The following is a 19,451-nucleotide window of genomic DNA, read 5'->3' as shown; positions in this document are numbered from 1 at the left end:
CTAGTACAACAAGGCAAAAGTAAAAAGTCAAAAGGAAAAAGAAAGAATAGTGATACTAAGCCTTTTCGCAATTCCAGATGGTCTGTTTATTTACGCCGAACTGCACTAGGTAATCAGTAATGTATTACTCTATGCTGAAAACCAACTTGTGTTACTTACTACATCATCCTGGATCTGACTGCAATTTTAAACACACATAACTTTACTTATGAAAATTGGTTCTGTTGATCATAAGGAATTATTCTGTCGTAGTTTTATGGAGAGCTACAGGGGATATGAGCCTGAGCATCTCCCTTGGCCTGATCTAGATGGTGCAGCCTTGGAAATTTTGCGCGGCATACCTTTCTGGGGTCAGGCTTTGAATAAAGAGCGTCAAGCTGGAGTTATCGTCAGTCAATACGCCAAGACTTTAGATAATGGCATTTTACAAGAGGCGATCGCTCTCCAAGGTGAAGAAGAATCTCGTCACGCTCGGTTACTGAAAGTGTTTATTGAGCGTTATGACATCCCGATGCCTGCCTGTCCACCTATAGAAATTCCCGCTAACCTTGAGCAGACATTCATTGAATTTGGTTTTGAAGAATGTCTCGATTCTTTTTTTGCCTTTGGCTTATTTGAAATTGCCCGTGAAGCTAGAGTTTTTCCTGAGCAAATCTTCACAATCTTTGACTCAATTGTTGATGAAGAGGTGCGGCATATTGTATTTTTTGTCAACTGGTTCACTGATTTGCAAATTCAACGTGGTCATGGGTTTTTACCACTGCGAAGTGTCAAAACTTTCTGGTACTACGGCAGAGCTTTGAGCAGCGTCATTAAAGCTTTTGGTGACGCTGACCCCAATGGCGCTGGGTTCACCGCCAGCGGAGCCAGTGTGTTTAGGCAAGATTTAACACTTGAAAAATTCCTTAAAGTGTGCATTCAAGAAAACCAACGGCGAATGAGTAAGTTTGACTCGCAGATATTGCAACCGCAACTGCTACCTCGACTCGCCAGCATAGCTTTGAGTACTCTCCAGTTACTACCAAAACGTAAAACTTTTGGGGAGGGTGTAAGGGTTTAAGGGTGTGGGGGTATGGGGGTGTAGGTATGTAAGAGTATGAGGTTGTAAGGTATGGGGTGTGGGAGGCTCAATTATCATATTTGAATTTCTCTACCCTATACCCTTTTCATTCTTCATACTCAACACAAAGATAATGATTAACACAGTGATTTTAGTACCGCAGGGTGCGGAGTATCAAGCTGTATGCCGAGGCTTGCGTAAAAATACAGGGACAGTATCAACGGTTTTATCGATACCAGTGGGGATGCAGCCTTTGACTACATACTTGCAACAATGGGATAAACAGCAGGTGTCGCCATCAAAAGTGTTGGTGATGGGTTTGTGTGGGAGCTTGCGCCAGCGCTATGCTGTTGGGGATGTAGTGCTGTATCAACATTGTACTTATCAAGGACAGGTGCAAGAATGCGATCGCACTTTCACTACTCAGTTGTATTCTCCTTTACATCAACAACTATCTCTGGTGAAAGGCTTGACAAGCGATCGCGTCATCTGGTCTGCTACAGAAAAATCTCATTTAGGTCGAACATCCGATAGTGATGTTGTCGATATGGAAAGTTTCGCTGCTTTGCAATTTTTTCAGCAAATGGGGGTAGCTGTTACTGTATTACGTGTGGTTAGTGATGACTGTCAACACGATATTCCTGACCTGACAGAGGCTATTAGTGCTGATGGTTCACTGCAAACTTTACCCTTAGCATGGGGCTTAATTCGTCAACCTATAGCCGCTACTCGGTTAATTCGTGGCTCTTTACAAGGGTTAAAAGTATTAGAAAAGGTTACTCAATCACTCTTCATCAACAGATAATCTGTTTTATCGTCAGTCTACAGGTTTTGTGGTAAAACACAGTATCGATAAAACAACTGTCACCACTTCTTACCAATAAGCTCAGTATTGATACGGAGTTTATGCTACCCCATAAATACTTAAAATTTTTAACCAATAATTTACGATTTTTATATATAAGGTTGTGATATTTTATATTTTATAAAAACACTACCTTCTTTAGCATAGTTAGCAATTTTATTATTTATTGCCGAGAGAATATAAATTAAGATGAACCCCCAATTTCAAATAAGCAAGTCAGAGCATCAAGGAGTTAGAGGTATAGCTAATTCCTAGCTAATATAGCTATTTAACCTAACCATAATATAAATTAATTTTTTTTTGATTATCTTGATGAAGGTCAAAATTTAAGCAGTTCTTACTATCAATAAAGATGAGAATAAATCAAATTTAAAGTATGACATATATTAAAAGTGCCTTTCAAGAATTTATTGCCACTTTAGAAGGATTCGACCAATTACCGTTAGAAGTAATTGTGAGTATTTCTGAAAAACTAGAAGCTTGGCGCTATCGTATTGGACAGAAAGTTATTGGTAACGAAAGCCTAGTACAAAAAGTCATCTTTCTTTATGAAGGGCAAGTACGTCTATTGGGATACGAACCCCAAACACAAACAGCAATTACTTTAAAATTGCTCAAACCAGGCGCAATTATTGGGGAAATTAGTTTCTTGCGTCAAGTTCCTTGTGAAATTGCGATCGCCTCAACAGAAGTGATATGTTTAGCGTTAAACCTGGAAGAATATTCCCGCCTGTTATCAGAATATCCAGAATTTGCTAACGCTCGCCAAAATCGCAGCAACATCTCAGAAGTTTTCAGTGTTTTGGGAGTACAAGTAGCCAAGCAAGCTAATAATGTGGCGAATTTTCAAGAGGTATCCCAACAAGCTTTATTCAGCGCTAAAATACATTACTTATCCCCTGGTAAAACTGCATATCACAAACTAGATAGCAACAATATTTGGTTTGTTAGTGGCGGCGAAATTAAAAATTTTCTTCCGGGCGATCGCGTCGAATTAATTGATGATTCAATTGAAGTTTCTGGTAGAATTCCCGCAAGGTTAATTGGTTTTGATCCAGAAGATTTATCATTTCTTGATAACTATAGTCAGTCTGAAGAACTTGCTATTAATGATACGCAACTAACGATTACAGACGAGTTAGATATTCCCTACGCACCCGACGAAATTACTCCAGCAGACTATCCAACATCAAAGAAACAAAAGCATTTAAAATATCCCTTCGTTCGCGGTAACGGAGAAGTAAATGCGACCTTTGCTTGTTTTCAAATGTTGTCCCAGCATTTACAAATTCCCTTGCGGAAAGAAGTAGTACGTCGCATTTTATCTGAGCAAATTAAACGTCAAGGTAGTATCTCTTTTCCAGCTTGTGCTTATTTAGCAGAATTAATTGGATTAAAAGCGCAGTTAGTAGATTTACCAATTAACACCCTTGAACGTCTTCCTACACCAGCACTCATTCGTTACCGCAACAATTTTGCTGTGTTATATGCAGCAGACTCACATCATGTTGTTGTTGGTGTACCATCCCAAGGTATAGTACGCTGTAAGCCAAAAGAATTGCTGGCACATTTAGAACTTGAAGAAAGTAACTATCAGCCACAAATGCGGGTATTACTGCTGAGTGCTACCAAGGAAACACCACAAGAAAGATTTGGTGTATCGTGGTTTTTACCTTATTTATCGCGCTACCGTCGAGTTCTGATTGAAGTCTTTATTGCTTCCTTCTTTGTCCAATTAGCACAACTGGCTAACCCCCTTGTCATTCAGTTGATTATCGACAAAGTAATTGTTCAAAATAGTATTAGTACTCTGAATGTTTTAGGCGTATTACTGTTAGTCGTGGGATTATTTGAAGCAGTAATTAGTACTTTGCGAACTTACCTATTTGTTGATACGACTAATCGCATTGATATGGGTTTAGGTTCGCAAATTATTGACCATTTATTACGGCTACCACTACGCTATTTTGAACGGCGGCCAGTGGGGGAATTATCAACTAGAATTAACGAGTTAGAAAATATTCGGCAATTTCTCACAGGGACAGCGTTAACTGTCGGTTTAGATGCGTTATTTTCTGTGGTTTATATTGTTGTTATGCTGTTTTACAGTTGGCAACTTACTTTAGTCGGTTTAGGGACAATTCCGATATTTGTTGTGATTACTTTAATTGCCTCCCCCACCATCAGTAAACAGTTACGCAACAAAGCCGAACGCAACGCCGAAACTCAATCTTATTTAGTTGAGGTGATGTCTGGTATTCAAACAGTGAAAGCCCAAAATATCGAATTGCGATCGCGCTTTTCTTGGCAAGAGCGCTATGCTCGTTATGTGGGGGCTGGATTTAAAACTGTTGTCACTTCTACCTTAGCTAATTCTACTAGTAGCTTTCTCAATAAACTCAGTAGTTTACTCGTTTTATGGGTGGGTGCTTATTTAGTTTTACAAGGCGAACTGACATTAGGGGAATTAATCGCTTTTAGGATTATCTCAGGTTATGTGACTGGCCCAATCTTACGGTTAGCGCAACTCTGGCAAAACTTCCAAGAAACTGCCTTATCTTTAGAACGCTTGAGTGATATTGTTGATACGCCAGAAGAAGGGGAAGCTGACAGAGGTAATATTCCCTTACCAGCAATTGACGGTGCAGTTAAATTTGATAACGTTTCCTTTCGATTTACCCCTAGCGGCCCGTTGCAACTTTCTAATATCAGCATTGAATTTACTGCCGGACAATTTGTCGGTATTGTTGGGCAGAGTGGCTCAGGTAAAAGTACGATGATGAAATTACTGCTGCGGCTTTATGATGTGGAGTCAGGCAGAATTTTAATTGATGGTTATGATATTGCCAAAGTCGAACTTTACTCTTTAAGAAGACAGATAGGTGTAGTCCCTCAAGAAACACTGTTATTTGATGGGACAGTGCAAGAAAATATTGCTTTAACTAACCCCGAAGCAAGTACCGAAGAAATTATTGAAGCAGCGCGTGTGGCTTGCGCCCATGAGTTTATTATGGGCTTACCCAACGGTTACAATACCCGCGTTGGCGAAAGAGGCGCTGCACTTTCTGGGGGACAACGCCAAAGAATTGCGATCGCTCGTTCTGTACTCCAACGACCAAAACTGTTAGTCTTAGATGAGGCCACCAGTGCCTTAGATTACCCCACAGAACGCCAAGTTTGTCTCAACTTAGCCAAAGCCTTTCAAGGTAGCACAGTATTTTTCATTACCCATCGTTTGAATACTGTCAGCCATGCAGATACTATCGTTGTCATGGACGCAAGCCGAGTCATAGAACAAGGAAGTCATCAAGAATTAATGGCTGCTAAAGGCCATTATTATTACCTTTATCAACAGCAAGAAGTTAATTTGTAATTGCTCAAGGTTTAATCACTCATTATTCATTAAGGGTAAAACTACTATGACTCAAGTAAATGGTAATCGTCTCAATGGCAATAATGGTAACGGTAAACATCATTCAGAAACGACAACAGAATCACCTTTATTAACATCGGCAGATAAAGTTTCGCCACAGCCTTTAATTAATCAAAAATTTGATAACTTTGAGCAATCTGTTGTATTGCGTCAATCTCCAATTTGGTCACGTACAATTATGTTGACCTTAATAGTATTAGCTTGTTTTGGCATTGTTTGGGCTTATTTTGCCAAGATTGAACAAGTTGTACCTGCTACAGGTCAATTAAAACCCCAAGGAACCGTCAAAGATGTGCAAGCGCCAGTCAATGGCGTAGTCAAAGAAATCTATGTCAAAGACGGACAAACAGTTAACAAAGGAGAGTTACTACTGACCTTTGAAACTGTGGCAACTTTAGCAGAATTTAATTCATTAATTCAAGTTCGTAATAGCCTGATTAGGGAAAACCAAATTTATCGCCGTTTAATGACTTCTAGCTATACTGTCGGCTCAGAACTGGAATTTTTAAGGAGTAGATTACCCACAGATGCAGTCTTTTTATTGAAAAGTCGCGCAGCATTAGTCGGCGAAAATGAATTGTTGCGGAAAGAATTAAGAAATTCCACAAACACTCAAGGACTGGGAGTCGATGAACAACAACGTTTGCGAGTATCTAAATTAGAATTAGCGACTCGTGCGAATGCAGCCCAATTAGAAGTTGAAAAAACTAAAAAACAACTTACCCAAAATCAAGTTAAAATCGCAGATACACAATCTAGTTTAGCTATTCAACAGCAGATTTTCGCTAAACTAAAAACCCTAGCTGAACAAGGTGGTATTTCTCAGCTACAATATCTCAATCAACAACAACAAGTCCAAACACTGCAAGCAGAAGTCGCCCAATTACAAGAAGAAGAAAAACGTCTCAAATATGACATAGAAAAAGGGCGGCAAGAATTAACTAATACTGTTGCTGTTTCTGGTAAAAATGTTTTAGAAAAAATTTCAGAAAATAAACAAAGAATCGCAGATATCGATAGCCAGTTTATCAAAATTGTCCTGGAAAATGAACAGCGTTTGGCCGATATTAGCAGCAAACTTTCGCAAGCTCAACTCAATCTCAGATATCAGGAACTACGCGCCCCAGTCAGCGGTGTAGTTTTCGATTCGCAAGTTAAAAACCCTGGCTTTGTAGCTAACGCTACACAAAAACTTCTGCAAATAGTCCCGAACGATAACTATATTGCTGAGGTATTCATTACTAATCAAGATATTGGTTTTGTGCGGGAAGGAATGAAGGCTGATGTGAGAATTGATTCCTTTCCTTTCAGCGAATTTGGTGATATCAAAGGAGAGTTAATTTCGATTGGTTCTGATGCTTTACCACCGGATGAAACGCATAAATTTTATCGTTTTCCAGCCAAAATATCTTTAGATAAACAAGCACTAAATTTCAACGGTAAACAACTACCATTGCAATCAGGGATGTCAATCACAGCCAATGTGAAGGTGCGGGAAGAAAGAACAGTGATGAGTCTGTTTACGGAGATGTTTACCAAACAAATTGACAGTTTGAAAGAAGTCCGCTAAATCTACCATTTTTGAGTGTTGGGTGATAGGCGATCGCATTTACGTTAAAGTGGAGGCGATCGCATATTTATTTTTACCTATTTGTATGTTTTCCCCTCAACGCATCGAACCTGCGCCCGGACAAGAATCAGTATGGGATTATCCCCGTCCGCCTCGCTTAGAACCTACCAACAAACATATCCAGATAATTTTTAATGGCGTAACCATTGCAGATACCCACAACGCCAAACGTGTTTTAGAAACCAGCCATCCGCCTTCTTACTACATCCCCCCTGAAGATATCAAAATGGAATATTTGGTATCAGTACCCCAATCGAGTTTTTGCGAGTGGAAAGGACGCGCAGGTTATTACACCATCCGTGTTGAGGATAAAGAAGCCCAAAACGCTGCTTGGTATTACCCCAGCCCGACATCAGCTTTTGCATCCATTCAAGATCATGTCGCTTTCTATTGTCATCTCATGGATGCTTGCTATGTAGATGGTGAAAAAGTTCAACCACAACCAGGAAACTTTTATGGTGGTTGGGTTACAAGTGATATTGTCGGGCCATTTAAAGGCGGGCCAGGTACTTGGGGATGGTGAGTTTCTGAGTGCTGTACACTGAGCGAACTTGTACTGAGCGCAGCCGAAGTAGTCGAAGTGTGAGTGCTGAGTTGAAATAATCAAAATGCTGTCACCTGTCACCTATCACCTTCTTCCTACTATCAATACTTAAAACAACAACACCCAAGCATCTACTCACTTAGCGATTTCCTCACATTCATCACTTACTTTAGGCTGTTACTGATATATCTTCAATCATCAGTTACAACGCCTCAGTTTACCAAGCAGAGGAAATATTAGTGTTCGAGTTGGGTGTTGTTGTTAGGACGAGACAGATTGAAATCAAACAGCGTTTTTACCTCTTAACTAATTTGCACATTGGCTGTTAATCTGCCAGGGAAGCTTTTCAACTTCAATTATTAATTTATCACAGCTAAATAAACAGAATAGGCTTTGATACTAAACTTTACTTTTGCCTAGATACCCGATTTTTTGAGCAGTCGGGGATCTGGATGCAGATGAATATCAGATTTCTGACGTTAGTCAACTGCTGATTGTTTCATGAGACTTTTCTCACACTATCTTAATTATCTTCTCATCAAGGTCTAATTAAATTTAGATTAAGTCCAAGTTAAACACAAATCATAGAGGCTGTACTTACAGTCAGGAGGCACATCCATAATCAAGCTTGGCTGAGTAAAGGAAAGTAAAAACAAACCAATGAAACTATCTGTAGATAAATACAAGGATATTTCTATAAATACATTGATAAAAAGATTAGGGGCATTTTTTCAGACTTCAACCCGTTGGCAGTTCAGATCCCTTCTAGCATTATTTTTAACTTCTCTCTCTGGAGTCGTAGTATTTTTACTGAATGGTTTATCTCCACAGGGACGGTTGACAATATTTGTATTTCTCCTCGCAGTAATTTTGTGGTCAACCACCTCAATTAATGCTGGTTATGTGGCGATGGTTTCGGTGCTGTTGCTGCTGTTGACTGGAAGCATTTCTCAAGAACAATTTTTTGAGTCTTTGGGTTCGGATGTTGTCTGGTTAATGATAGGTGCATTTATTTTAGGTGGCGCAGTTAAGCAAACTGGTTTAGCCACACGGCTGACTCAAATAGTTGCGGCGAAGGCGCACAATGTCAGCAGTTTATTTTGGCTGTTAACTACAGTTTTAATTCCTCTGTCATTTTTAATTCCCTCTACTTCTGGACGCGCTGCTGTTACCCATCCAATTTTTCGTAGCGTCGCCCACGCTACGGAAGATGAACGGACTCGTCGCGCTCTAGCATTGTTAATGCCAACTATTATTCTTGTATCTACGATTGTTTCATTAACTGGAGCCGGTTCACATTTAGTCGCCCAAGATTTATTACAAGAAATTTCCGGTAGAAGTATTTCTTTTAGTCAGTGGTTACTTTACGGCTTACCTTTTGGAGTTGTTGCTAGTTACGCCTCTTGCTGGGTAATTATGCGGCTATTTTTAGATAAAAAACGCTTGCAACAAAAACTAAATGTGGAATATTTGCAATCAGCGCCTTTATCTGCACCAGAACGCAAAACATTGTTGATTGTTTTGTTAATGTTGGCACTTTGGATAACTGAACAATGGCATGGTTTAGAAATTGCTACCGTCACAGTCATTGGTGCAATGATTCTCACCGCGCCTAATTTTGGCGTTATTAAATGGAAAGATGCAGTCAAGGCTGTTTCTTGGAATCTGATTATTTTTGTTGGTGCAACTTTAGTGTTAGGACGGGCGTTAATCAGTTCTGGCGCTTCGGGATGGTTGATTAATAATATTTTTCAATTTAGTAACATCAACAGCGCCAAATCCCATTTTTTGATTCTCCTACTCATTACAATTATTTCTCTAACTTCCCACATATATATGACTTCTCACACCGCTAGAGCCGCGGCTTTAGTTCCGCCGCTGCTTTACCTTGCTAGTAGTTTAAATATCAATCCTGTCGCTGTGTTGTTTCTCAGCACTTTAGGTATGGACTATTGTCTCACCTTGCCTGTCAGTTCTAAAGCACTGATGGTTTACCAAGATGCAGACGAAGGCTTTAAGCCAACAGATTTACTCCGCCTAAGTTCAGTGATGATTGTGATTCACTTTGCTTTAATTCTGTTGTTTTACTTTACCTGGTGGCGTTGGGTAGGGTTATCTCTGTAATTTTTACCCATCTGTGCATTTTCCAATTTAACGACAAAAAAAGCGGCTGGATTGCCGCAGGAAATTAATAATGACACTAAACATTTTAATCGCTCCTTCTGGATTTAAAGAAAGTCTTGACGCGGAACAAGTAGCTGATTGTATTGCTACAGGTATCACCAGGGTTTTATCTGATGTAAATATTTGCAAAGCACCTTTAGTAGATGGTGGTGAAGGCTTTACCAAAACTCTAGTAGCAGCCACAGGTGGTACTTTGCATCACTTGGAAGTAACTGGCCCCGTGGGACAAAAGGTACAATCTCACTTTGGCTTTTTGGGTGGAACTACTAAAAAGACAGCTGTGTTGGAAATGGCGGCGGCGGCTGGTTTGCGGCTTGTACCTACGAATATGCGAAATCCGATGATTACTACAACCTACGGGGTAGGTGAGTTAATTAAAGCGGCTTTAGATGCGGGTGCTGAACGTATTTTAGTGGGTTGCGGTGATTCTGGCACTAACGATGGTGGTGCGGGAATGGCGCAAGCTTTGGGTGTGAAGTTGCTAGATGAAAATGGCAATGAGTTAGGTTTAGGTTGCAGTGAATTAATTAAACTTAAACGCCTTGATTTCTCACAAAAAGACTCTCGTTTAAATCAAGTTCAGATTGATGTAGCTTGCAATTGGCATAATCTTTTGTGTGGTGAGAAGGGTGTGGCGAGAGTTTTCGGCCCGCAAAAAGGCGCATCCCCAGAAACAGTAGAAAAAATGGCTTTAGCATTAGAACACTACGCCGCGGTTATCCAAGCAGATTTAGGTATTGATATGCGAGAAATGCCGGGTAGTGGTGCTTCTGGTGGTTTGGGTACTGGTTTACAAGCGTTAATTGGCGCTAAATTACACCCACGCTACGATATTGTCATGGACTATTTAGAATTAGATAGTTTGATTCCTCAAGCTGATTTAGTCATTACGGCGGAAGGTTGCATTGATTTTCAAACCTCACGGGGGAAAATTCCGGCTGAAGTTGCTAAACGTGCCAAGCGTTATCAATTACCAGTGATTGCATTGGTGGGTACGATTGGCGAGGGTGCAGAAATTAATTTTCAGCAAGGGATTGATTATTTCAATAGTATTTTGACCCATCCCTGTCAATTGCATGAGGCGATTTCGCAAACTGCAACTTTGTTAACTAATGCGGCTGAACAAGTTGCGCGGTTGTTGTTAGTTGGTAAGCAAATTAGGCGCTATCAAGATTTACGTCAAGGTAAGGAAAAATCGAACCAGAGAGGGCGAAGAGAAAGAAGCGTTGCAGAAAGTTATTTAGTCAGTTCTGGCTATAAAAATAGAGGTTAGTAATTTAACGTGAGTTCGACGGATCTAAACAACTCCTCTCGAAACTTCTACGTTAGTTTATAGCTAGAGTTAATTAAAATTTTCCCCAAAATCTACTATTTATCAGGTTGTTTTGGGGATTTTTGAATGTCTAGATTTTAGGAATAGTTATGCAGAATATTTTGATTGTTGATGATGAAATTCGCATTGCGGCTTTTATTGAGAAAGGCTTGCGTAAAAATGGCTTTAATACTGCGATCGCTAATAATGGAGAACAAGCTTTAGAAATGTTGACTACAGCTAAGTTTGACTTGTTGCTGTTAGATGTTAACTTACCTGTGAAGGATGGTTTAACTGTATTAACTGAACTTCGCGCTCACAATATGCTAATTCCGACAATTATAGTTAGCGCCAATCATGATGTACTAAAACAAATCCCGCAATCGGCAAATAAAACTTTTCCTTATATCAGCAAACCATTTAAATTTACTGATTTATTAAACAGCATCCGCACTCACTTATCTAAAAATAATTAAAATTTCCAGGTGGTGCGGATAGTACCTACAAAAAGACCTTCGTTATTGGTGTTATGTTCCGGATTTGTAATGAGAAAAACTCCCGGTGTAATGGAAATATTGTCTGTCACCCGCAAGCGATAAAACCCTTCTATATGTAAGGAAGTATCCCTATCAGCAACTAAACTACTACTTATAACTTTTGGTGGCATTCCGATAACTAAACCAGCTAAATTACCTTCACTTCCCAAATCAGGAAATGCTAAACTCACCGCATAATTTAAAATATCAGCATCATCACTGGTGACTGGTGACTCTGCTTTTGTATAACCAACCCAACCAGAAACAATAAATTTTGGATTGATTCGCCAGCTAGTTTCTAAACCAAAGGAATTTGCTGTAGTTGCAACATTACCAAAAGGACTACGTGCTGTTAAACTACCCGTACTACCTGTCAAATTTACGCCGCTTTCTCCACCGCCTGCATAGTAAGCATGAATATAGGTAAAAGCAATGCCTAAATTTGCAACTGGTTGATAATTCAAATGTCCTAATGCAGCAAAGTTACCATTAAATAAATTATTTTTTGCTGTTGCTAATGCTGCATCATTAGTCATGTAAGCAAAGCCAAGATTAGTGTTTTGATTGAGTTGATAGTTTAGCCCTAATCCTGTTCCATCCATACCGCGGACAATCGGGTTATATCTACCAAAGCGCGAAACTGCGCCACTCCCACTACTGGCTAAAGGATTGATTGGTTCTGCAATATCGTTTAATTCCAGTTCGGCGATCGCTAGTGTGGTTTTAATTCTATCACCGATGGGAAAAGCATAATATACTTCATCTAGACCAACATTGTTACCTGTATCTTCATCAAATCCTAAACGAGTCATTCCTGTTCCAGTAATATTTTCATCAAATTCTGGAATATTCCCTGACTCTAAGCGGAGGTTTAATTCATCTTTTCCCGTAAAGCTAGTGACAAAATTTAAGCGCACCCGTTGAGCAAATGCAAGATTATTATCAGCAATATTTTCACCAAAAACACTAGCAACAGTCATGATTGCTTCCGCTTCTAGTTTTATTGTAGTAGCAAATTGATTTGCTGCTAACTCAGCAGTTTGATTTTCTACAGCATCTACCCGATTGCTGATAGTTGCTAATTCTATGGAAAATTCTGATTGGATTTTTTGAATTAAATCTAAATCTTGTTTAGTTATTAAGCTATCTTTTGTTGTAGTAGTTAGTTCTTGAAGTTTTGCCAAACAAGTATTTAAACTCGCTGCAAACTCATGGCGTGACATAGCGCGATTCCCACGAAATGTACCATTAGAATAACCAGCAATACAACCGTATCTTTCTATCAGTGATTGTAAAGCTAGAAATGCCCAATCTGTAGGTTGAATGTCAGAAAGTTGAGAAACTGATGTTAATTGTGAAATGTCTGATGGAAGATTCTCTGGCTGATTTTCTAAGGCAAATGTTGGTATAGCAACTAGTGATGTAGCGAATATAAAGTTCGATGTAAAAATGATATTTTGATACAAACTAGGCATTTTCAATGCAATGATTAATTATAAATATGTAGTGGAGTATACATAATAAATTAGCATCAAAATATGTAGCAAAATATGAGAAAGTTCTCATGATTAAATATTAGTCTTCATATAAATCTAATTGCCTATTACCGTCTCCATCAAAATATAACTCATATTCAATTTCTCCATCAGTAATATCCACCTCATAGAAGTTACCTTCAGGTGTAATTTCAATTTCATATTTTGTAATTTTAAAGTTAGGATATTCTTCTTGGATGCGTTTTAATACAATATCAGGAAATTCTTTTGAGGTGACATAGTATTCAGTTTCCAACCATTCACCTGTATCGGAAAACTCAGCTTCATATTTGATATTATTTTGAATATAAGTCGCCTCATAACCGTAGTGAGTCTTTTCCCAAACACGAGGAATATGAGAATATTTTTCTGTAAATGCTGCGTCTACAATCTCAGGTACTTTTATCAGGTTGTTTTGAGTTTGTGAACCATTGCAGGCCGGGAGAAATAAAATGAGCCAAGTACTAAAAGTGCCAAATATAATTTTTTGTATGTACATAAAATCATGTCAAGCTAAATGCTGTTAATTGCCGTAGCTTTTAACGCAGTTTAACCCAACTCAGACATTCAGAGAAATCTTATTTTTGCTTTATTAATAGGTCTTTTAAAGATTTTTATCTTGAGGTGTTTCTAAAGGTAATGTAATTGTGAATGTGGCTCCTGTTCCCAATTTACTTTCAAGAGTAACTTGTCCACCGTGAGCCTCTACAATGACTTGAACTATCGATAATCCTAACCCGGCTCCTTCGGAACGACGACGACTATTTGCAGCACGCGCAAAACGCTGGAAAATTCTTTGTTGATCAACTTGTGCAATACCTTCGCCAGTGTCACTTACCCAAAACCTAAGTTTACCTCGATTAATAGCTGAACCCAGGGTGATTGTATCAGTAGTTTTTGTATGCTGAGTAGCATTTTGCACTAAATTCATTACAGCCTGAGTCAAACGCTGGCGATCTGCAACAATTCTACCTTTAGCAGTAGTCTTCAGTTGCCAGTTGCGATCGCCTAAAGCTTGAACTTTCACAAATAATTCTTCGGTGAGGGCGCTAATATCGACTGTTTCTAAATACAAAAAATCAGGACGTTCCGCCTTTGCTAGTAAACTTAAGTCATTCACAAATCGGTTCATCCGTTCTAGCTCATCCATTACTAACGCTAGAGTTTCTTGGATTTCTTGCGGGTCATCACCCATCAATTCTAAATGACCACGAATAATTGTAATAGGCGTGCGTAATTCATGGCCAGCATCGTTAATGAAGTCTCGCTGGCTGATGAAAGCAGCTTGTAGCCTATCCATCATTTCATTAAAAGTAGCTGCTAGTTCTGCAAGTTCACCCTCCCCAGGGATAGAGAGGCGCTGATTTAAATCTGATTCGCTAATATTACGCACAGTTTGAGTTAGCAAGCGTAAAGGTGCAAGAATTTTGCCTGAAGCGAACCAAGCTAAAACTAAAGCTAAAACTAAAATTCCTGCACTCACAGGGATAATAACTCTGATAGCTTCTACTACTTCTCCGTGTTCCCCAGCCGTAGTATGTGCAATTACAAACACCCCTATAATTTCACCCTGAATTTTTACAGGTTGAGCAAGATAAATAATATTTTCCACACTACTACCAGGAAGCCTCCTTTCTCCTTCCTCTGGTTGAGTTAATTTTGACCAATATCGCATGAGTGATGAGTCTCTGCTCAGTTCTTTTGGTCTACCTCTAGGGCTGGATTTGTAAAATTTTTCTTCTGTTAAAGCAATTAAAAATGTGTCGTCTTCGGGAATTTGATTTACCAAAAAAGCATCAAAAAAATCTTTTAACTCTTCTAACGATTTTGGCGGTTTAATTAAGCGATTATCTGCCTCCTTAAGTAGATTAATTGTATCGTCTTGTTCGCCATTTTCCAGATAATCAAATAATTTAGGATTCCCGTTAACTAATTCGAGAAAAATATCCATTTTTTCGTTAATTTCTTTATGAACACGCCTCTCAACTTGGGCATATAAAAAATAACGAAATACTGGCACAAAAAAAATAAAAATAAAGCATAAAATGAGAAAATACCAAAAAAAAATCTGGGTGCGTGTAGCCCAAAACAAACTTTTAATGTACTTTAAGCAGCTTTCTTTTGCTTGTTGATTTTGATTTCTCCGCATTTTTAGGAAAAAATAAATTTTTCATGTTTATAGGACTTACGCAGACTCTACGATTTCTTGGTATTATTCTCTATGAGACTCTGCACAAAAGCGACTTGGCGGTTTAATAAATTAAACTTCTTGGGAATTTTTGCGTAAGTTCTGGTTTAAAATACTTCACATCTGTTTAGAATATCTACTCTATACATTATTGCAGTATTTTTGATGATTTCTAGTTATGTATTTTCTAGATATAGGTTAATTTTCTCTAATAAATCACTAAATCGAAATGGCTTATTTACATAAGCATTAGCACCTAAATTAAACGCAATTGTACAATGACGCTCATCATTCATTGCAGTTAAGAGAATGATTGGTAATACTTTATCTTGGCTACGCAGTTCTTGTAAAACAGACCACCCATCTTTTATTGGTAGGCCTAAGTCAAGCAATAATAATGTAAACTCTTTATTGGAAGCCATTTGTAATGCCTGTTTTCCATCCGATGCAACTGCCGTTAAAAAACCATTTTTACGTAGACCTTTTTCTATAAAAGTAGCTATACGTACTTCATCTTCTGCTATTAATATTTTATTCATTGATAAAAATTCTGTTTGGTTTATCAACTACTCATAAAGTCAGGGAATAAAAACCAGACTTGTTTATCTATTAATTTTTACTAATCAAAAAAGAATGCGACAGATGAACTACTAGTAGAAATGTTGCCTGTCGCATTCTGACCATCATTAGCTGATTACTATAAATATCAAACTTGCAAGTTCATAATTCACCTTTTGATTATCGTATTTCTCTAAGATAAGAAAAAGATGAAAATTTGATGAGAAAATTCTCATGTTCGCAAACGATAACCCATACCTCGAACAGTTTCAATCAGGTTATTGCCTAATTTTTTACGCAAGTAACCAACATAAACATCAACAATATTAGAACCTGGATCATAGTCGTAACCCCATACCCTATCTAACAATTGTTCACGACTCAAAACTTGGCCAGGATGGCGAAAGAAGGTTTCGGCGAGGGTAAATTCCCGTGCTGGTAGTTCTAGTGTTTTGTTACCAACTTTTACTTTACGCGATCGCAAATCCAAAATTATATTGCCAATCTTCAGTACCATCTCATCACTAGCTTGGCTGCTAACACTGTTACGCAATCTCGCCTTTACCCGTACTAACAATTCTTCAAATCGAAAAGGCTTAGTAATATAGTCATCTGCACCTGCTTCAAATCCTGCAACTTTATCTTGAATGTCATCACGCGCAGTCAAAATAATTACAGGAAAATTTTCACCTTGTCCGCGTAATTCTTCCAAAACATCTAAGCCGTCTTTACCTGGAAGCCCTAAATCTAAAATCATCAAGTCAAAAGCACTACCTAACGCCATTTCCGTAGCTGAGTGTGCATCAACCGCTACAGAGGTTGTAAAACCGTGAGAACGCAATCCTTTCTCAATAAACGCCGCTATTCTGGGTTCATCCTCAGCAATAAGAATTCGATTCATCCGATGCACCTATTTTTTGGGTTCTAAAGGTAAGACATCTGTAAATGTACTACCTGTTCCCAATGGTATTTTTTGGTAAACATTGCTGAATTTCCTATTCTTTTAGAAGATACTCTATATTCTGGGCATTTCAAATAGCTATGAAGGTAGAAGTTGTACCCCATAATCCTAACTGGCGTAGTCAATTTGAAAATGAATCTAAGCAGATTGCGCTGGCGTTTGGCGAGAATGTAGTTACTATTCATCATATTGGTAGTACGTCAATTCCCAATATCTATGCCAAACCAATTATTGATTTTTTGATAGAAGTCAAAGATATCACCAAGGTAGATGAGCAAAGTTCAGTGATGGAAGCATTAGGCTATGAAGTCATGGGTGAGTTTGGCATCCCAGGCCGTCGTTACTTTCGCAAAGAGAAGGAAAATATCAGAACACATAATGTTCACACTTTTGGGGTGAATTCGCCGGAAATAATTAGACATTTGGCATTTCGTGATTACATGATTGCTCATCCTGAAGCGGCACAAAAATATAGTGAATTGAAGCGTCAATTAGCCAAGCAGTACCCTAACGATATAAATGGCTACATGGATGGCAAAGATAGTTTTATCAAAGAGATGGAACAAAAAGCTTTGATCTGGCGAGAATTGCAGCAAAATAAACATGGTTAGCAGATATAAATCTTTACCAAGGTGGCAATTTGATGGAATATAGACCCAATTTTTTTAAACATCAATCCACTTTTTACCTAAACTCAAATTTTGCTTCAAAAGCCCTAAGCTATGATGGAAAAATATTAGTAACTTATCAAAGTGAAGATTTCAAAATTCAAGTTTGGGATATCCAAACTTGACTTATCATAAACTCTTGGCTAACTGAATCTTCCAAACCTATTATTTTGACAAAAAGTCTTGATGCTGTAGCAATCACTCCAAATGGAAAAACTCTATTGACTGGTGGACATATTCTCCAAACTTGGGATTTAGCAACTGGAAAACGAATCCGTATATTTAGAAGTAGCGGTTGGACATTCTATATAAACATTAGTTCTGACAGTGAAATTTTACTTACTCAAGGAAGTGCTGGTAAGATAATTTGGAATTTACAAAGTGGTAAGAAAATTCGCAGATATCTTGGAACATATACTGTAATGTGGGTTATTAGCCCAAATAGTAAAACCGTGGTTGGCGAAGATGGCTTTGATGGCAAAATCAAGGTCTGGGATTTAATTACAGGAAAAGAACTACTTGTATTAGATAATCAAGGTGCGATCGCAGTACGCAAACTTTCTTTTAGTCAAGATGGAAAATTAGTAGCGGGAAGTGGCGATGATGGTATTAAAATTTGGAATTTTGAGACAGGAGAACAAATTCAAAGAGTTGATAAATTTAAAAATGTTCAGTTCCATAAGCATCTTAATCATGTCGGGAATGTGATATTCAACTTTGATAATCAAACCTTATTTAGTTCAGGTAGCGATGGCTTAATTCAAATTTGGGATGTGAAGACTGGCAAAAATGTAGGAACACTTAAGGAAAAAAATCACATTATTGATCTAGCAATGAGTAATGATAGTCAAATATTAGTAGGTTTTGCTAGAAATGCTCAAAATCAGCAAACTATCGAGGTATGGAAACCGGACTAATAGTTATGCTGAAATGCTGATACCAAAACACATAAACCAGCAACTTATTAAATCCTACTAATTACTAGTTTTTGGTTGAAATATTAAATAAGTTCCTCCTAAACCTTCTACAATTGTACGGGTATTTGCCTCCAACATTTTTTGATAACTATTAGCATCACTATTGGTATCTCCAAGACTATCAGTATAAAGCCCTCGTTCAGAAACTTTGACTTCTGCTGCTTGTGCTACTGATTTAATTAATTTAGGATTAATATATGTTTCAGCAAAAATAGTTGGTACTTTAGCTTGCTGGATTTCATTAACTAAATTGTTGATCTGTCCATCTGTTGGTTTGTCATTTGGGTTAATACCAGCTAAAACTCCTGCTAATGGAATATTATATGCTTTAGTATAATAAGCCAGTGCATTATGGGTTGTAACTAATTTACGTTTCTCACGAGGAATAGTAGCTATTTTGGTTTTTATCCAACTATCTAACTGAGTTAGTTCACTTTTAATCCGTTTGGTATTACTGTTATAAATTCCTGCATTATCAGGCTCTAATTTCTTCAGATTATTGCTGATTACTTCCACCATTTTGATACCATATTTAGCATTGTGCCAAATATGGGGGTCTATAACTCTTTGTCTATCTTCAATAAATCTTTGTGGTTTAGGAACTGCTAACTGACTTACAGCTATTTTGGGTGCAGTATTGCTAGTTGATTTAATAATTCTGATCAAACTCGGTTCAAAATTGTAGCCATTGTAAAAAATCAAATTCGCTTGGTCAATAGTTTCACGGTCTGCTGTGTTTGGTTGATAGTTATGGGGGTCAGTACCTGGAGGAATTAAACAGGCGATATTCACTGTATTTTCTGCAACTTGTTTAATTAAGTCACATAATATGCTGGTTGTAGCGACAACTTTAGGAAGATTTTCATCTACTGTTGTGGTTTGAGTAAATGAAGTATTAGTGGCTTGTCTTGAACAACCAGCCAATCCAATCAATAAGGTAATAAAAGCAATGCGTAAGGAATGACTAAATAGTAATTTGTTTAGCATAATTAGAGACTAT

16 protein-coding genes are annotated in these 19,451 nt (G+C 38.1%); 10 read left to right on the top strand and 6 right to left on the bottom strand.

Annotated features, from left to right (window positions below):
* Positions 1-208: 208 nt before the first annotated feature.
* From NOS7107_RS18845 to NOS7107_RS18810, 8 genes are all read left to right on the top strand, one after another.
* Positions 209-1,060: a ferritin-like domain-containing protein gene (locus NOS7107_RS18845; protein ID WP_015114538.1), complete on the top strand. Its 852-nt coding sequence runs from the start codon at positions 209-211 to the stop codon at positions 1,058-1,060.
* Positions 1,061-1,193: 133 nt separating this feature from the next.
* Positions 1,194-1,865, top strand: coding sequence for a purine or other phosphorylase family 1 (locus NOS7107_RS18840; protein ID WP_015114537.1), 672 nt, complete (start codon positions 1,194-1,196; stop codon positions 1,863-1,865).
* 436 nt (positions 1,866-2,301) lie between these two features.
* Positions 2,302-5,298: a peptidase domain-containing ABC transporter gene (locus NOS7107_RS18835; RefSeq protein WP_015114536.1), complete on the top strand. Its 2,997-nt coding sequence runs from the start codon at positions 2,302-2,304 to the stop codon at positions 5,296-5,298.
* A 46-nt stretch (positions 5,299-5,344) separates the two neighbouring features.
* Complete coding sequence (locus NOS7107_RS18830) at positions 5,345-6,928, top strand: HlyD family efflux transporter periplasmic adaptor subunit (protein ID WP_015114535.1); 1,584 nt, start codon at positions 5,345-5,347, stop codon at positions 6,926-6,928.
* Between the two features lie 85 nt (positions 6,929-7,013).
* The gene (locus NOS7107_RS18825; protein ID WP_044500972.1) at positions 7,014-7,511 is read left to right on the top strand and encodes a DUF427 domain-containing protein; all 498 of its coding nucleotides are present in this window, start codon (positions 7,014-7,016) and stop codon (positions 7,509-7,511) included.
* A gap of 681 nt (positions 7,512-8,192) precedes the next feature.
* Positions 8,193-9,656 carry an SLC13 family permease gene (locus tag NOS7107_RS18820; protein ID WP_015114533.1) on the top strand — a complete coding sequence of 488 codons (1,464 nt, stop codon included), beginning with the start codon at positions 8,193-8,195 and terminating at the stop codon, positions 9,654-9,656.
* Positions 9,657-9,726: 70 nt separating this feature from the next.
* The gene (locus tag NOS7107_RS18815) at positions 9,727-10,989 is read left to right on the top strand and encodes a glycerate kinase (protein WP_015114532.1); all 1,263 of its coding nucleotides are present in this window, start codon (positions 9,727-9,729) and stop codon (positions 10,987-10,989) included.
* Between the two features lie 149 nt (positions 10,990-11,138).
* Positions 11,139-11,504 carry a response regulator transcription factor gene (locus tag NOS7107_RS18810; RefSeq protein WP_015114531.1) on the top strand — a complete coding sequence of 122 codons (366 nt, stop codon included), beginning with the start codon at positions 11,139-11,141 and terminating at the stop codon, positions 11,502-11,504.
* Here the strand turns inward: NOS7107_RS18810 and NOS7107_RS18805 are convergent.
* The 5 genes from NOS7107_RS18805 to NOS7107_RS18785 form a co-directional block, all read right to left on the bottom strand.
* Complete coding sequence (locus NOS7107_RS18805) at positions 11,501-13,039, bottom strand: iron uptake porin (protein WP_015114530.1); 1,539 nt, start codon at positions 13,037-13,039, stop codon at positions 11,501-11,503. The two genes, NOS7107_RS18810 and NOS7107_RS18805, sit on opposite strands and share 4 nt — an antisense overlap.
* 100 nt (positions 13,040-13,139) lie before the next feature.
* A complete protein-coding gene (locus NOS7107_RS18800; RefSeq protein ID WP_015114529.1) occupies positions 13,140-13,598 on the bottom strand; it encodes a PepSY-like domain-containing protein in 459 nt (152 codons plus the stop codon).
* Positions 13,599-13,703: 105 nt separating this feature from the next.
* Positions 13,704-15,248: a cell wall metabolism sensor histidine kinase WalK gene (locus NOS7107_RS18795; RefSeq protein WP_015114528.1), complete on the bottom strand. Its 1,545-nt coding sequence runs from the start codon at positions 15,246-15,248 to the stop codon at positions 13,704-13,706.
* Between the two features lie 215 nt (positions 15,249-15,463).
* The gene (locus NOS7107_RS18790; RefSeq protein ID WP_015114527.1) at positions 15,464-15,826 is read right to left on the bottom strand and encodes a response regulator transcription factor; all 363 of its coding nucleotides are present in this window, start codon (positions 15,824-15,826) and stop codon (positions 15,464-15,466) included.
* A gap of 251 nt (positions 15,827-16,077) precedes the next feature.
* Positions 16,078-16,746: a response regulator transcription factor gene (locus NOS7107_RS18785; RefSeq protein ID WP_015114526.1), complete on the bottom strand. Its 669-nt coding sequence runs from the start codon at positions 16,744-16,746 to the stop codon at positions 16,078-16,080.
* Positions 16,747-16,886: 140 nt separating this feature from the next.
* Between NOS7107_RS18785 and NOS7107_RS18780 the strand changes: the two genes are divergently transcribed.
* On the top strand, positions 16,887-17,417 hold the full coding sequence (locus NOS7107_RS18780; protein WP_015114525.1) for a GrpB family protein: 531 nt from the start codon (positions 16,887-16,889) through the stop codon (positions 17,415-17,417).
* Positions 17,418-17,644: 227 nt separating this feature from the next.
* Entirely contained in the window at positions 17,645-18,391 is a 747-nt protein-coding gene (locus NOS7107_RS18775) for a WD40 repeat domain-containing protein (RefSeq protein ID WP_015114523.1), read from the top strand.
* A gap of 57 nt (positions 18,392-18,448) precedes the next feature.
* On the opposite strand, the gene NOS7107_RS18770 is transcribed toward NOS7107_RS18775, so the two are convergent.
* Positions 18,449-19,438 (bottom strand): zinc ABC transporter substrate-binding protein, encoded by a 990-nt coding sequence (locus NOS7107_RS18770; protein WP_015114522.1) that lies wholly within the window; start codon positions 19,436-19,438, stop codon positions 18,449-18,451.
* Positions 19,439-19,451: the final 13 nt, after the last annotated feature.

It is taken from the genome of Nostoc sp. PCC 7107 (genome assembly GCF_000316625.1).
In the GTDB taxonomy this organism is placed as follows: Bacteria; Cyanobacteriota; Cyanobacteriia; order Cyanobacteriales; family Nostocaceae; genus Nostoc_B.
Note: the sequence above shows the minus strand (reverse complement) of the source record. Positions and strands in the feature narration are given on the sequence as shown.